This window comes from [Clostridium] citroniae WAL-17108 (genome assembly GCF_000233455.1).
Classification (GTDB): domain Bacteria; phylum Bacillota; class Clostridia; order Lachnospirales; family Lachnospiraceae; genus Enterocloster; species Enterocloster citroniae.
Map to the genome: position 1 here is coordinate 54075 of NZ_JH376434.1, position 13387 is coordinate 67461.

Sequence of the window (13387 nt, forward strand, 5' to 3'; positions counted from 1 at the left end):
ACTTAGGAAAGAGTTTCCCGGAGCGCCGGGATTTTGAAGGGAGGCAGCGTATAAATTCATGATAAGGGTTTTGGCAGTATTTGGGATGGACCCGTCCTATGGGGAACGGTTTGCTGATTATGTAAACCAAAAAGAGAAGATACCTTTTACGGCCATGTCGTTTTCCAGTGTGGAAAAACTCCGTCAGTACGGTGAGGAACATGTGATAGAGATCCTTCTGGCAGATGAAGATGCGAGGGAGCTGGTAAGGGATGTAAAAGCGAAGCAGATCATGGTGTTGTGCCAGGGAGAGCTGGTGGAGGAGAAGGAAGAGTTTCCGGCAATCTATAAGTACCAGTCAGGGGACTGCGTGATGAGGGAGGTCATGGCCCGCTACTGCAGTCAGCCCATGGAGCCCGCCCTGGCCCTTCTGGGGTCAAGGGCAGTGGTAATAGGGATCTATTCCCCTGTAAACCGGTGCTTAAAGTCATCCCTGGCCCTTACCATGTGCCAGCAGATGGCCCGGCAGGAGGCTGTATTGTATATGAATCTGGAGGAGTATTCAGGATTTTCCAGGCTGGTGTGCGGCGATTACAGGGCCGACCTGTCAGATGTGCTTTATCTTTACAGGCAGGGGACATATAACTGGATGCACCTGAAATCCATGGTGCACAACTGGGGGAGTATGGACTACATACCTCCGGTGCGGTATGGGGAGGATCTAAGCCAGGTAACGCCGGAGGAGATGGCTATGCTCATAGACCGCATTGCACGTGAGAGCGGATACGACAAGGTGGTGGTGGATGTGGGGCAGATGGGGCGCGGGGCGCTGCCGGTCCTGTCCGTGTGTGATGTTGTCTACATGCCTGTCAGGGAGGACTGCGTTTCAGCTGCCAAAATTGAGGAATTTGAGGAGTATCTGGAAGCGGCGGATGACGGGTCCGTCAGGGAGCGGATACAGAAGCTGAAACTTCCAAGGATGGGAAGCGTCATCCGGCGGGAGGGGTATCTGGAACAGCTGTTGTTTGGGGAATTGGGGGATTTTGTACGGCAGCTTTTAACAAAGTGAGGGGGATTTTCTCCGCCGCTATTAATTGAGGAATTAATCGCCCAACCTGCCCCGGTTACAAGACGTACCAGGAAATTTTAAGAGCGCACCAGGAGATAAAGGAGGTATTTGCTGACAGTGGCCCATGATAGAAAGGCAGTTGGAGACAGCAGGCGTCAGGCGGCCCGGGAGGTCCGCAACAGGATTGATGCGGAGTACGGAAGGGAGGAGGCAGGAAGGCGGGCAGAATCAGAATGGGCAGAATCAGGGCGGGCAGAATCAGGGAGCCTTTCCGGACGGGAAGCAGAAAACGGAGCAGAAAGGGAAACCGGGAGGAACCGGGATGGGGTACGCGCCAGACTGCGGGGACGGATCATGGAGGAGCTTACAGAATGCCGCAATATGGATGACCAGGAATTGCTGGAGCGCATTGACACTGCGATCCGTGACATGGGGCAGGGAATCTATCTTCCTTTAAAAGAGAGGATCTGGCTGAGAGGAAGCCTTTATGACAGCTTCCGCCGCCTGGATATTCTGCAGGAGCTGATTGATGACAGGTCTGTGTCCGAGATCATGGTCAATGGGGCAGGAACAATATTCATTGAAAGAAACGGTAAGGTGGAACTCTGGAAGGGCAGGTTTGAAAAGCCTGAACAGCTGGAGGACATAATCCAGCAGATCGTGGGTAGGGTCAACCGGGTGGTCAATGTGTCCTCGCCCATTGTGGATGCCAGGCTGGAAGACGGCTCCAGAGTCCATGTGGTGCTGCCTCCCGTGTCGCTGGACGGTCCGGCTGTAACCATCCGCAAATTTCCCGAGCCCATTACCATGGAGAAGCTCATCCGTTTTGGCGCGGTTACCCGGGAGGGGGCGGAGTTCCTTCAGAAACTGGTGGAAGCAGGATATAACATGTTTATCAGCGGGGGGACCAATTCGGGAAAGACAACCTTTTTAAACGCATTGTCAGCGTATATCCCCACCGGCGAAAGGGTTATTACCATTGAGGATTCCGCAGAACTCCAGATTACCCAGGTGCCCAACCTGGTTCGTATGGAGACCAGGAACGCCAACACGGAAGGGGAAGGTGAGATAACCATGAGCCAGCTGATCCGGGCATCCCTTAGGATGAATCCATCAAGGATCATTGTGGGCGAGGTCAGGGGAAAGGAGACACTGGACATGCTTCAGGCAATGAACACGGGGCATGCAGGGTCGCTCTCCACCGGACATGGCAACAGCCCAAGGGATATGATCAGCCGGCTGGAGACCATGGTGCTGATGGCAGCAGAGCTTCCCCTGGCTGCCATCAGGAGCCAGATCGCGTCCGCGCTGGATGTGATGATCCATTTGGGAAGACTCAGGGACGGGAGCAGGAAAGTACTAAGTATCACAGAGATTGGGGCATGCAGGAATGGAGAAGTGGAACTGGAACCATTGTACGAATATGACAGGGAGAAGGGGATTCTCAGGAAAAGGGGAGAGCTCACGTACAGGGAAAAGCTTGGAGCAGCAGGATATTGCCAGAGGAGGGAGGAGGGGAAGACGGGATGAAACGGTGACAGGACAAAAGAAGGGCCGGTGGATTGGGCCGGGGCCTAATCCGGGAAACAGACGGTCCGCAGACTACCGGCGCTACCGGCTGTCTCCACGGGAGTGGCTGCTGTACGGTGCATGGGGACTGGCGGTTTGTGGATTGACAGCCTATACATTTTATCGAAGCATGACAATGTTTCTTATATTGCTTCCGGCAGGCCTGCTCTATCCTGTTTATAAAAAAATGGATCTGAAGCGGGAACGGACCCGGCAGCTGGGGCTTCAGTTTAAGGAAGCAATTTTGGTTCTGGCCTCATTTTTGGGAGCCGGATACTCCCTGGAAAACGGGCTGGCCATGAGTGTGACCGAACTGGAAGGGCTGTATGGGAAGGAAGGGATGATCACACGGGAGTTTACCATTCTCAGCGCAGGGGTCAGAATGAACAGACAGCCGGAACAGCTTCTTATGGAGTTTGGTTCCAGAAGCGGACTTGAGGACGTGGATAATTTTGCCCAGGTATTTGCAGCTGCCAGAAGGAACGGAGGGGAGCTGGTGGAAATCATTCATTACACGGCCGGGATTATCAGGGATAAGGTGCAGGTACAGGAGGAGATCCACACCATGACCGCATCCAGGGTATTTGAGCAGAAGATCATGAACGGGATTCCTTTTTTGATCATTCTTTACATAGATTTTACCTCACCGGGTTTTTTCCGGGTGATGTATGAGACTGTTATGGGAAGATGCATCATGACGGCCTGCCTGGCAGTATATGCAGGAGCTTTGGTCCTGGCGAAAAAGATATTGGAGATTGAGGTATAGAGAATAAAGACATAACAAATGGGGTGATGGATCAGGTGGAGAACACCTTAATAAGGTTTGTGAGCCGGGGGGTGGGCAAATGGGGGAAATGGGACAAACGGAGGAAATGGAAAAGCCAATTCATGTGTGTGACCCTGGGGCTTGCTCTGGGAGTTGTGGCTCATCTTATGGCAGGGATGGAGCAGGACCTTGCCCAGGGATATATCCTTAAACGCAACTCTTATGGGCAGGGGGATACGCCATATCAGCTTCTGGTAAGGGGACTTGAAGCGGATGAGGTGGCGCTGGATCTCAACCTGTCGGAACGCACTTATACAAGGGAAGAAGCCCACAGGGTTTATGAAGCCATTATGGAGCAGCTTCCCGGGTATATACTGGCTGATAACGGTTCGCTGAAGGATGTAAGGAGCAACTTGGATCTGATCACATCCCTGAATCAATACGGCGTCCGTCTCAGATGGGAGTCCGACAGTCCGGAGCTTGTTAATTCCTTTGGGGAAGTAAATAATGAGAGCCTGGATGATGAGGGGAACCAGGTATGCCTGAGAGTCCGCATGACAGAGGGGCGGTGGCCGGAAGAATACGCTGTATCCATAGAAGTAAAACCGCCTTTGCTCACAGAGCAGGAACAGGTCCGCAAGGCCTTCTTAAATTTACTGTATGATGAGGATGAACGTCAAAATACCCGGGAGACAATGAAATTGCCGGATTCATTCCAGGGCAGGAGCCTGAGCTACAGCAGCAGGAAGGAATCCTCCTTTTTCTCTATGACAGGCCTGGGGGCAGCGGCAGCATGCATGTTCAGTTTAAAAGAGAAAAGGGATATCAAAAAAAAGGAAGAAGTAAGGAAGCAGCAGATGACGCTGGACTATCCGGAAATCCTGTCCCGTCTCATCATATTTCTGGGTGCCGGAATGAGTATAAGGACGGCATGGGATAAGATCGCATTCGAGTATCAGGACATGGTTGCATCGGGAAGAAGAACGCCGAGGCATGTATACAGGGAAATGTATGAGACCAGCTGCCAGATCAGGAGCGGTGTATCTGAGGGGAAGGCGTTTGTGGAATTTGGCAGACGGTGCGGCCTGCAGTCCTATATTAAGCTCAGCGGACTTTTGGAGCAGAACAGGAAGAATGGTTCAAAGAACCTGAGGGATACATTAAAGCTGGAGATGGCAGAGGCATTTGAGCAGAGAAAACACCAGGCAAGAAGACTGGGGGAGGAGGCCGGAACCAGGCTGTTGCTGCCGCTGTTCATGCTGTTATCTGTTGTAATGATCATGATCGCGGTGCCCGCATTAATGGAATTTGGGTAGGGCATATGGGGAATGAGAACAGTTCATAGGAGGAGAGAGGTGAGTGTATGGAACTTAGAGAGCAGCTGAGGGCATTTTTCAGGGAAGAGCAGGGAGTTGGAGTGATCGAGCTGGTGCTTGTACTGGTGGTGCTCATCGGTCTTGTGATCATTTTTAAGAAACAGATCATAACGCTTTTGGAAAATATTTTTAAGGAGGTCAACAGCCAGTCGAAAGAGGTGTATTAATGGGGGAGAAGGGTGAGATCACCGTATTTCTCGCCATGATCCTGGTAAGTGTCTGCGCCCTGCTGTGCGGGATGGCGGAATCCGTCCGGACAGCAGGGGCCAGATGCTATCTCAGGATGGCGGTGGATTCGTCCATGGATTCCCTTATGGCTCAGTACCACAGGGAATTGTGGAAGCAATACAGGATCCTGGGGTTAGAGTATGACAGTCCCCAGACCCTGGAATGGGAGCTGGGGGAATTTCTTACCCCTTATATGAACGCACAGAACTGGTATCCCATGAAGATATCCTGCACGGAGGCAAAGGATATCATTGCCCTTACAGAGGGAGAGGGACGGTATCTGGAACAGGAAATCCTGGACTATATGAAATATGGCCTGCTGGATACGGATTGGGATGAGCTGGATGAATCAGGGGCGGATGCACTCTTTAAGACATGGAAAGAGGGAGGAAGTGTAAGCCGGGTATCCGGCCTCTATACAGCCCATTCCAAAGAAGCGGTCCAGCTGGAGAAGGCTCTGGAAAAGATAGATGACGGACTGAAATCCCAGAGTGAATGCTGGTCCCGGGCCGGACAAGCGTTGGAATGGCTGGATGGTTCCGGATTTATTTCCCAGGCGGAGCGCATGTGCAGGGAGCTGGAAAAGCTGCCCGCACTGGTGGGAGTTTATGAAAAAAAGGCGGATCAGCTGGCTGAACGCTTGGGGGAAAGCCGCAAACAGTTTGAGAATGAGAGACAGGAATTAAGTTCCGGGGTTCAGGCTGCATTTGAGGATGAGATCGCTCAGTATGAATCCTACGTATCCCATGACGGGCAGCGCCGCCGGGAGGTGGTGCGTCTCAGGGAATACGGACCTGACCGGATCCAGTGGATCAGAGGAGCCATTTCCATGGCCGGGGATGTGATGGACTATATAGACAGCTGGGAGCCGGAGGATGAAGATGACGAACTGGATGAGGCGGCGCTGTGGCGGCCTGTGGCGGCTCATTGGAGCGGATACGCCATGCTTTCCCTGGGAATTGAGTTTGGAGTTAAGGATAAAGAAAAGGAGGATTTCCTGGAGCAGGTGGGGAGACTGGTATCAGGAGGGATCCTGGAGCTGGTCCTGCCGGAAGGGACGGTGGTTTCAGGCAGGAAGCTTTCGCTGGACACAGTGCCCTCAGCATCAGTAATGAGGGAAGATGAAGCCGGCAGGGAGGGACTTTTGATCGGGGCAGAAAACCTGCTGCAGCGCCTTCTGGTAGGTGAATATGATATACGGTTTTTCAAGGGCTTTCAAAAGGAAATGCAGGACCAGGGATTTTATGAACTGGAATATATTGTCCATGGGGCAGACGGGGACAGGGAGAACCTGGCCGGAGTTATCTCGCGTCTGGTGGCATTAAGGGAAGGCATGAACCTGATCCACATTTTCTCCGATCCCGGTAAGCGCCAGGAAGCGCGTAGTCTGGCGCTGGCTATTGTGGGAGGAAGCGGTGTGCTTCCCCTTGTCTCGCTGACTGCATTTTTAATCATGTCCGTATGGGCGTTGGGGGAAGCTCTCATGGATGTGAGATGCCTGTTAGACGGCGGAAAAGTACCTGTGTTAAAAACCAGGGAGGACTGGAGACTGAGCTTGGATGAGCTGCTTTCCATAGGTAAGAACAGAGGTCTGGGAGATATGGGATCATGGGATGGAAAAACAGGAGGACTGAGTTATAAGGGATATATGCGTATTCTTATATTCGGCAGTTACAAAGCGGATCTGGTGTACCGCATGATGGATGTCATGGAGATTAATATAGGAAAGAAGCAGAGCGGGTTTTCCATGGAGCGCTGTGCATGTAATGTGGAAATGAAAGCCACGGTCAGTGGAAAACATGTATTTTTTTCAGCAGGGTTGTGGAAAAGCCAAATGGGGGACAGGGGACCCGGGTATGAAACGCGTATAGGCGTATCAGACAGCTATCTGAACGATCCAAAATCCGGAAAGGAGGCCTATGATGATGCCCTTTTTTCAAGCAGCCTTTTATTCAGCGCATAATTCCTTTAAGAAACAAACAGAATTCGCACCTCTCCAAGTACGAAACAATAGAAGAATCCTTGTATATGAAGCTCTATGCTGTGAAAAAAGGGCATTATCATGGGCCTCCGGTTTTGAGGCCGGAAGTCTTACCCTGGAAGCGGCCATGTGCCTTCCCCTGTTTTTGTTCGTGTGTATCTGCATGATGATGCCTATGAAAATGATAAACCGGCAAAGGCAGATACAGGCCGTGGTGGAATCCGTGGGGGAGGAACTGAGCCAGTATGCGTATGTGGAGTACTGCCTTTTATCAGGGGATGAGGATCAGGTGGATACAGAACGGACGGATGGGGAGGAAGTGACCGCCCTTCTGGCATCCGGGTATGCGGCTATGAAAATCCTGGGACAGATCGACAGAAATTGGGTGGAATCAGTATCATTTGATGGGACCGATATTGGGACAGATGATATGGTGCACATTATGATGAAGTACAGGATGAAGCTTCCTTTTTCCGTATTGGGTCTGGACAGCGTTCCGGTGCAGCATGTGTGCAGCCGCAGGATGTGGAATGGAGCGGACGGAGGACGAAACAAAGATGGGGGAATGTCCGGCGGACAAGAGGATGAAACGGTTTATATTGGCAAAAACTCTACCCGCTTTCACAGGAGGAGGACATGCCATTATCTTTATAATGATCTTAAGGCAGTGGCGGCCGGTGAGGTGGACTCCCTGCGCAACCAGTCGGGGGCAAGGTATGCACCGTGTAAGACATGTAAAACAGGATCGGAGGGGGGGATGGTATATGTCATGCCCTATGGAACCAGTTACCATTTATCAAAGACATGCGCTTCCATTATAGCATATGTTCAGGCGGTTCCCCTTTCACAGGCGGAGCATCTGGGGGCGTGTTCATATTGCGGAGGAGAATAGATATGGATGGAATATCAAATGGGATGAGGGCAGTTGAGATCATGCTCAGAAGCGGCTTCTTTATGGTTTTGGCAGTTACGGCTTTTCAGGACTGCAGAGAGCGCAGGATACGGGTCAGCGTGTTTGTTATATTTGGAACAGCGGGCATTGTACTGAGGGGAGTGGAGCTGTTCCTGGAAATTAATGCCCTTTCCGGGGATTGGGAGTCAGTGGATCTATGGGGATTTGCAGCAAGGCGCATCTTGGACGTAGGAGCGGCAATGGCAGTGGGAGGGGGGATGCTTCTCTTGTCAGCAATGACCCGGGGAGCTATTGGGAGAGGTGATGGATTGTTTTTTTCCGTATCAGGGCTATATCTGGGATTTTTCAGAAATTTTATTCTTTTGATGGGAGGATTAACATGCTGCTTTTTGGTATGCGGTATATTGGTCATAAAGGGAGTTTGTGCAGGGCAGAATGTCCGCAGACGCTCCGTTCCCTTTTTGCCGTTTTTGGTTCCTGGCGGAATCGGGGTGATGTTTCTATGAACCGGCTGGGGGAATGGGTTGAGGGAAGTTTTACAGTGGAAGCAGCATGTATTATGGCCATGGTGCTTCTTTCCTTATCCGTTATGATCCGGCAGGCCGGGTATATGCGGGATGAGACCGTGGGTATGATAAGCCTCCATGAAGCGGTAGAAAAGGGGCGGCATGAAAAAGGATTGGATTTGGATGGGGCGGCATCCGCGGCGGAGGGGTATATGGGGAACCCGATGACATTTTTAGAATATAAGATTGGGCTGAGCCAGCGGGGAATACGGGTGTCGGGCAAAGGACAGGGCGGGCGCTGGAGTTATGAAATCCAGGGAAAGAGGTTCAGGCCGGAGATGTTTTTGCGAAAGATCACCTTGATCGAGGGTCTGGGGGAAGAGGATGGAAATTAGCTACAGGCGTGAGATAAAGTACAATTATCTGGTGGTCACTCCCGATATGGGAGCAGAGGCTGGATATGAGGCAAAAATGCTGGCAGGCAATGAAATCCGGGGGCTGATGCATATGCATATCAGGTATCAGGATGGAACCCCCCTCTACTATTATGATATTACTTCCAGGCAGCCCCTGAGCCGTTTGCTGGAAACCCGTTCCATCACCAGAGATGAGATATGCCAGATTGTGATACAGCTGCATGTAACCCTGATGAGGATGGAGGAATATCTGCTGAGTGACGGGGGGATTTTGTTAAATCAGGATCTGATCTACGTGGAACCGGAACTTTTTGGCATCAGCCTGTGCCTGGTTCCGGGACACAGGGGAGATTTTCCGGAACAGTTAAGCCGTTTTTTACAGTATATTCTCAAATGTGTGAACCACAAAGACCGCGAATGTGTGGTTCTCGCCTACGGCATGTATCAGGAGAGCCTGAAGGACAACTACGGCATAGAGGACATATTAAAATTTATTTCCCTGGACGGAGAAAATAGGGATGGAACATCCTCTCAGGAACTGTCCGGGCAAGGTCAGAGGCAGCCAGAAGGCGGGAACGGATGGGGAAATCAGACAGACTGGGTAAAACAGGAGCGAAAAGGGGAGAAGAACAGCAGGGAGGGGACAGTAGATTTTGGGACAGCAGATTTTGGGACGCCAGACATTGGAATGTCAGATTCTGAATGGTCGGCAGGTTTTGGAAGAGCATCAGGCTTTGGAGGAGCATTGGGTTTTGGAAAGAAGGCAGGGGCAGGATGGGAAGAAAGCCCAGGACAGAAGGAGTGTAATAGAGGATATGAACGGGATAATAGAAAGAAAATTCCAATTGCGAAGCAGGTTATCATTTGGATGTCTGTTGTTGTCCTGATTCCGGCTGCCCTGTGGCTGCTCAGGGGACCAAATGCAGTAAGGGAGCTTCGTTTTATCCTTATCTGTGGGGACGGGGGGCTCCTGTTTGCAATTGCGGCAATGGATTTGGCGTTCTGGCTGGTTGGGGGGAGGAAAAAGGGACGGAACGAACAAATGAGGGAGATACAGCCGGTTCAGGAGGCGGTAAAGCCAAGGAGGCAGAAAGACGAGGCTGATGAAGGGATGTGGAGGATCCTATATGAGGATGAATCAGATCCCTTATCCGGGACAGACCAGAGGACAAGTGGGGAGGATGAAACCATGAATGCCTGCAGTGGAAAGCAGCCCGTGGAATATTCCAATACTTTCCCTGGTCATGACAATGAGGAAACCATGCGCACAACTCTTCTCACAGGCCGCAGGACGGAGGACGAATTGCGGCGATTGACTTCCATAGAAGGCGAAGAGGATGAAATAGTCATCTCATATTACCCCTTTGTCATAGGCAAAAATAAAAATCTGGCGGATTATGTCCTTCAAAAGGATACGGTCAGCCGTTTTCACCTGAGAATCGATAAGGATGGAGGGACATATACGGTCACGGACCTTAATTCCACCAATGGGACCAGGGTCAGAGGAAAACTTTTAGATGCCAATGAGACTGCCGTGATCGAGGTTGGAGATGAGATCATTATTGCTGATATAGGATATATATTTACCTGAATAATCAATTTTATATACAATTCCAATAATTATGATGGAAAATAATGGTAATATTAGCTGCAGATCATAGAAAAAACGTATGGAGGGGGATTATAAATCTAATTAATATGCAATGTACCCACTTAACAAGACAATGAAAGTATGTTAAGATAAGATATCATTGATGATGTGAGGAAAACCGATGGGTGCATACAGGGAAAGGGATAAGGCATATGTTAATATTGCATTAATTGCAGTTAATGTAATGGTCTTTCTTTTGTTTGAATTAATCGGTGACACGGAAGACACTATGTTCATGATGAAGCACGGAGCTGTTTATGAACCTCTGGTTGTCATGCGTGGAGAGTATTACAGGCTACTTACTTCCATGTTCCTGCATTTTGGGGCCAGCCATCTGATGAACAATATGCTGGTCCTATTTGTGTTGGGAGAGAGAATGGAGCAGGTCCTTGGTCATGTGAAATATTTCTTTTTTTACATGGCCAGCGGCATTTTCGCAAATATCATTTCCATAGTTGTTCATATGGAAAAAGGATACGCGGCAGTGTCGGCCGGGGCTTCCGGCGCGATTTTCGGGGTGGTAGGCGGCCTGGTCTATGTGGTTGCAGTTAATCATGGACAGCTGGATGGACTTACTAACAGACAGCTGGGCTTTATGATCCTTCTAACCCTGTACCACGGCTTTACGGCCACGGGTATAGATAACTGGGCACACATAGGAGGGCTGATTTCCGGCTTCATCTTAAGTATTCTTTTGTATCGGAGGCCTCGTGCTGCCAGGGGCTTTTATATGGAAGAATAGAAACAAAGCTGTGCGGATCACAGCAGAAGGAGGACTTTCAATATGACAGATGACAATTGTATTTTTTGTAAAATAGCAAACGGGGTAATTCCATCAACTACCCTGTACGAGGATGAGCAGTTTCGGGTGATCCTGGACCTGGGTCCGGCTTCCAAAGGACATGCACTCATTCTGCCGAAACAGCATTTTGCAGATGTATGTACCCTGGATGAAGAAACTGCTTCAAAGATACTTCCGTTGGGTGCTAAGATTGGCGCTGCAATGAAGAAGTCCCTTGGTTGTACCGGATTTAATCTGGTTCAGAACAATGGAGATTCGGCCGGACAGACTGTATTTCATTTCCATATGCATGTGATTCCCAGGTACGAGAATGGCCCATCGATCGTAAGCTGGACACCCGGCAATGCAACACCGGAAGAACTGGTTCAGACTGCGGAACAAATTAAGAGCGGGCTGTAAAGATTAATAGAGTATGGATAAGAAGATGGATGCTGAAGATAAAAAGAAGTTTGAGGAAATGTATCTGAAATTCCAGTATGTTCTGAGAAAGATAGCCTATCTCAATGAAATTCCTTTTGATTACATTGATGATGTGGTGCACGATACATTTATCTCGTATGCCCGTTATGATTATTCCCTTGATTTGCCGCCGGAAAACCTGAAGATGCTGCTGATCAAGATCCTCAAAAGCCGTTGTATGGATTATCACCGCAGAATGAAGCGGAGAAGCTATGGGGAGTTGGATGAGGAAGCCTACAATACTGAAGACTTTCCGTCCCATGACAAGGCCGCGAACCTATCGGATTTTGTGGTAAGTAAAGAGCGATGTCAGGCACTTTTGGTGGAAATTGAAAAGATGCCTGAAAACTGGCGTCAGGTTGCTGCTTTAAAGTTGATTGAAGGGCGGCCGACCAAAGAAGTATGCGAGATCCTGAACATTACGGAAAAGGCATGCTATTCCCGGGTCAGCCGTATTAGGAAATACCTGGAAACCCTACTGCAAGATGAAAACTGGCCTTAAGATGATTTAACACATGATTCAATGAGGGAAGTAACAGTCTCCACTGCATTGTTGAGACTGCTTTGTTCCATGGCTTGTATATAGGTACTGCGTTGTTGATACAAATCGTCAATGGCCTGATACAAGGTATTATCAGAGATAGCCTCCTCTTCCAGAACCTTGCTGAATCCCTGCTTTGCAAAGGAATTGGCATTGAGGATCTGGTCTCCGCGGCTGGCAGAAGCGGAAAGGGGAATTAAAAGATTGGGTTTGCGCAGTGCCAACAGCTCACAGATAGAGTTAGCTCCGGCTCTGGAGATGACAATATCGGCAGCTGCGAACAGATGCTTTAATGGGGCATCTACATATTCATATTGTACATATCCGGCGGTACCGATCAGACTTTCGTCCAGGTTGCCTTTGCCGCAGATATGTATTACCTGATAGTCGGCGAGAAGGCGGGGAAGGATGCTGCGGACAGCCTGATTGACAGTTACAGATCCAAGGCTTCCGCCGATGATCAGGAGAACAGGCTTATCTGCGCCAAGATGTGCATAGGACAGCCCTGACAGCCGGTCCCCCTGCAACAGTTCCTTGCGGATTGGTGAACCTGTAAGGACGGCTTTGTCTTCCGGAAGATATTTTAAAGTCTCAGGAAAGTTACAGCATACTTTGGCAGCGGAGGGAATGCAGATTTTATTTGCCAGTCCGGGAGTCATGTCTGATTCATGGATAATGGTGGGAATCTTATAGTGTTTGGCAGCCAGCACCACAGGGACTGCCACAAATCCTCCCTTGGAGAAAACCACGTCCGGTTTATAACGCTTTAACAGACGCAGGGCTTCGCCATAGCCTTTGATCACACGGAATGGATCGGAGAAATTTTTAATGTCAAAGTACCTGCGCAGCTTTCCGGAGGATATGCCATTATAAGGTATGCCTGCATTTTCAATGAGTTTACGCTCCATGCCCTGATAGGAGCCGATATAGCTGATTTCGTAGCCAGCTTCCCTGAGAGAGGGGATCAAAGCCAGATTGGGAGTGACGTGTCCGGCAGTACCGCCGCCGGTTAATACTATTTTTTTCATAAAAACCTCCTGAAGGTTATATTATGATGGGGAAAAACCCTGATCATAAACGTCTACTATTATAGTAAGCATTAAATGCAAAAAGTCAACCCTAAAGGCCAAG

General features: G+C 49.8%; 14 protein-coding genes. 13 read left to right on the top strand and 1 reads right to left on the bottom strand.

Going from position 1 to position 13387, the window contains the following annotated elements:
- The first annotated feature begins 58 nt into the window (after positions 1-58).
- The 13 genes from HMPREF9469_RS29355 to HMPREF9469_RS29415 all read left to right on the top strand — a co-directional run bounded on the left by HMPREF9469_RS29355 (position 59) and on the right by HMPREF9469_RS29415 (position 12217).
- The gene (locus HMPREF9469_RS29355) at positions 59-1048 is read left to right on the top strand and encodes a P-loop NTPase family protein (RefSeq protein ID WP_007871214.1); all 990 of its coding nucleotides are present in this window, start codon (positions 59-61) and stop codon (positions 1046-1048) included.
- Positions 1049-1402: 354 nt separating this feature from the next.
- Positions 1403-2578, top strand: coding sequence for a CpaF family protein (locus HMPREF9469_RS29360; RefSeq protein WP_157140361.1), 1176 nt, complete (start codon positions 1403-1405; stop codon positions 2576-2578).
- A complete protein-coding gene (locus HMPREF9469_RS29365; RefSeq protein WP_007871229.1) occupies positions 2529-3383 on the top strand; it encodes a type II secretion system F family protein in 855 nt (284 codons plus the stop codon). Before HMPREF9469_RS29360 ends, HMPREF9469_RS29365 begins: the two co-directional genes overlap by 50 nt.
- Before the next feature lie 35 nt (positions 3384-3418).
- Positions 3419-4699 carry a hypothetical protein gene (locus HMPREF9469_RS29370; RefSeq protein ID WP_040417781.1) on the top strand — a complete coding sequence of 427 codons (1281 nt, stop codon included), beginning with the start codon at positions 3419-3421 and terminating at the stop codon, positions 4697-4699.
- A 47-nt stretch (positions 4700-4746) separates the two neighbouring features.
- On the top strand, positions 4747-4926 hold the full coding sequence (locus tag HMPREF9469_RS29375) for a Flp1 family type IVb pilin (RefSeq protein ID WP_007871233.1): 180 nt from the start codon (positions 4747-4749) through the stop codon (positions 4924-4926).
- Positions 4926-6950 (top strand): DUF5702 domain-containing protein, encoded by a 2025-nt coding sequence (locus HMPREF9469_RS29380; protein WP_007871235.1) that lies wholly within the window; start codon positions 4926-4928, stop codon positions 6948-6950. The genes HMPREF9469_RS29375 and HMPREF9469_RS29380 overlap by 1 nt, the downstream gene beginning before the upstream one ends.
- Before the next feature lie 193 nt (positions 6951-7143).
- The gene (locus tag HMPREF9469_RS29385) at positions 7144-7860 is read left to right on the top strand and encodes a hypothetical protein (protein WP_227161383.1); all 717 of its coding nucleotides are present in this window, start codon (positions 7144-7146) and stop codon (positions 7858-7860) included.
- Positions 7861-7862: 2 nt separating this feature from the next.
- Complete coding sequence (locus HMPREF9469_RS29390) at positions 7863-8387, top strand: hypothetical protein (RefSeq protein ID WP_007871239.1); 525 nt, start codon at positions 7863-7865, stop codon at positions 8385-8387.
- Positions 8384-8782 carry a hypothetical protein gene (locus HMPREF9469_RS29395; protein WP_007871241.1) on the top strand — a complete coding sequence of 133 codons (399 nt, stop codon included), beginning with the start codon at positions 8384-8386 and terminating at the stop codon, positions 8780-8782. Before HMPREF9469_RS29390 ends, HMPREF9469_RS29395 begins: the two co-directional genes overlap by 4 nt.
- Positions 8772-10394 (top strand): DUF6382 domain-containing protein, encoded by a 1623-nt coding sequence (locus HMPREF9469_RS29400; protein ID WP_007871243.1) that lies wholly within the window; start codon positions 8772-8774, stop codon positions 10392-10394. The genes HMPREF9469_RS29395 and HMPREF9469_RS29400 overlap by 11 nt, the downstream gene beginning before the upstream one ends.
- 181 nt (positions 10395-10575) lie before the next feature.
- Complete coding sequence (locus tag HMPREF9469_RS29405; RefSeq protein ID WP_007871244.1) at positions 10576-11196, top strand: rhomboid family intramembrane serine protease; 621 nt, start codon at positions 10576-10578, stop codon at positions 11194-11196.
- A gap of 42 nt (positions 11197-11238) precedes the next feature.
- Positions 11239-11655, top strand: coding sequence for an HIT family protein (locus HMPREF9469_RS29410; RefSeq protein WP_007871245.1), 417 nt, complete (start codon positions 11239-11241; stop codon positions 11653-11655).
- Between the two features lie 13 nt (positions 11656-11668).
- A complete protein-coding gene (locus HMPREF9469_RS29415) occupies positions 11669-12217 on the top strand; it encodes an RNA polymerase sigma factor (protein ID WP_040417761.1) in 549 nt (182 codons plus the stop codon).
- Here the strand turns inward: HMPREF9469_RS29415 and HMPREF9469_RS29420 are convergent.
- The gene (locus tag HMPREF9469_RS29420; protein WP_007871247.1) at positions 12214-13284 is read right to left on the bottom strand and encodes an undecaprenyldiphospho-muramoylpentapeptide beta-N-acetylglucosaminyltransferase; all 1071 of its coding nucleotides are present in this window, start codon (positions 13282-13284) and stop codon (positions 12214-12216) included. The genes HMPREF9469_RS29415 and HMPREF9469_RS29420 overlap by 4 nt on opposite strands.
- Positions 13285-13387: the final 103 nt, after the last annotated feature.

Coding starts and splice junctions, on each gene's coding strand:
- HMPREF9469_RS29355 (WP_007871214.1), top strand. CDS start 59: ATGATAAGGGTTTTGGCAGTATTTGGGATGGACCCGTCCTATGGGGAA.
- HMPREF9469_RS29360 (WP_157140361.1), top strand. CDS start 1,403: ATGGAGGAGCTTACAGAATGCCGCAATATGGATGACCAGGAATTGCTG.
- HMPREF9469_RS29375 (WP_007871233.1), top strand. CDS start 4,747: ATGGAACTTAGAGAGCAGCTGAGGGCATTTTTCAGGGAAGAGCAGGGA.
- HMPREF9469_RS29380 (WP_007871235.1), top strand. CDS start 4,926: ATGGGGGAGAAGGGTGAGATCACCGTATTTCTCGCCATGATCCTGGTA.
- HMPREF9469_RS29385 (WP_227161383.1), top strand. CDS start 7,144: ATGAAAATGATAAACCGGCAAAGGCAGATACAGGCCGTGGTGGAATCC.
- HMPREF9469_RS29390 (WP_007871239.1), top strand. CDS start 7,863: ATGGATGGAATATCAAATGGGATGAGGGCAGTTGAGATCATGCTCAGA.
- HMPREF9469_RS29395 (WP_007871241.1), top strand. CDS start 8,384: ATGAACCGGCTGGGGGAATGGGTTGAGGGAAGTTTTACAGTGGAAGCA.
- HMPREF9469_RS29400 (WP_007871243.1), top strand. CDS start 8,772: ATGGAAATTAGCTACAGGCGTGAGATAAAGTACAATTATCTGGTGGTC.
- HMPREF9469_RS29405 (WP_007871244.1), top strand. CDS start 10,576: ATGGGTGCATACAGGGAAAGGGATAAGGCATATGTTAATATTGCATTA.
- HMPREF9469_RS29410 (WP_007871245.1), top strand. CDS start 11,239: ATGACAGATGACAATTGTATTTTTTGTAAAATAGCAAACGGGGTAATT.
- HMPREF9469_RS29415 (WP_040417761.1), top strand. CDS start 11,669: ATGGATAAGAAGATGGATGCTGAAGATAAAAAGAAGTTTGAGGAAATG.
- HMPREF9469_RS29420 (WP_007871247.1), bottom strand. CDS start 13,284: ATGAAAAAAATAGTATTAACCGGCGGCGGTACTGCCGGACACGTCACT.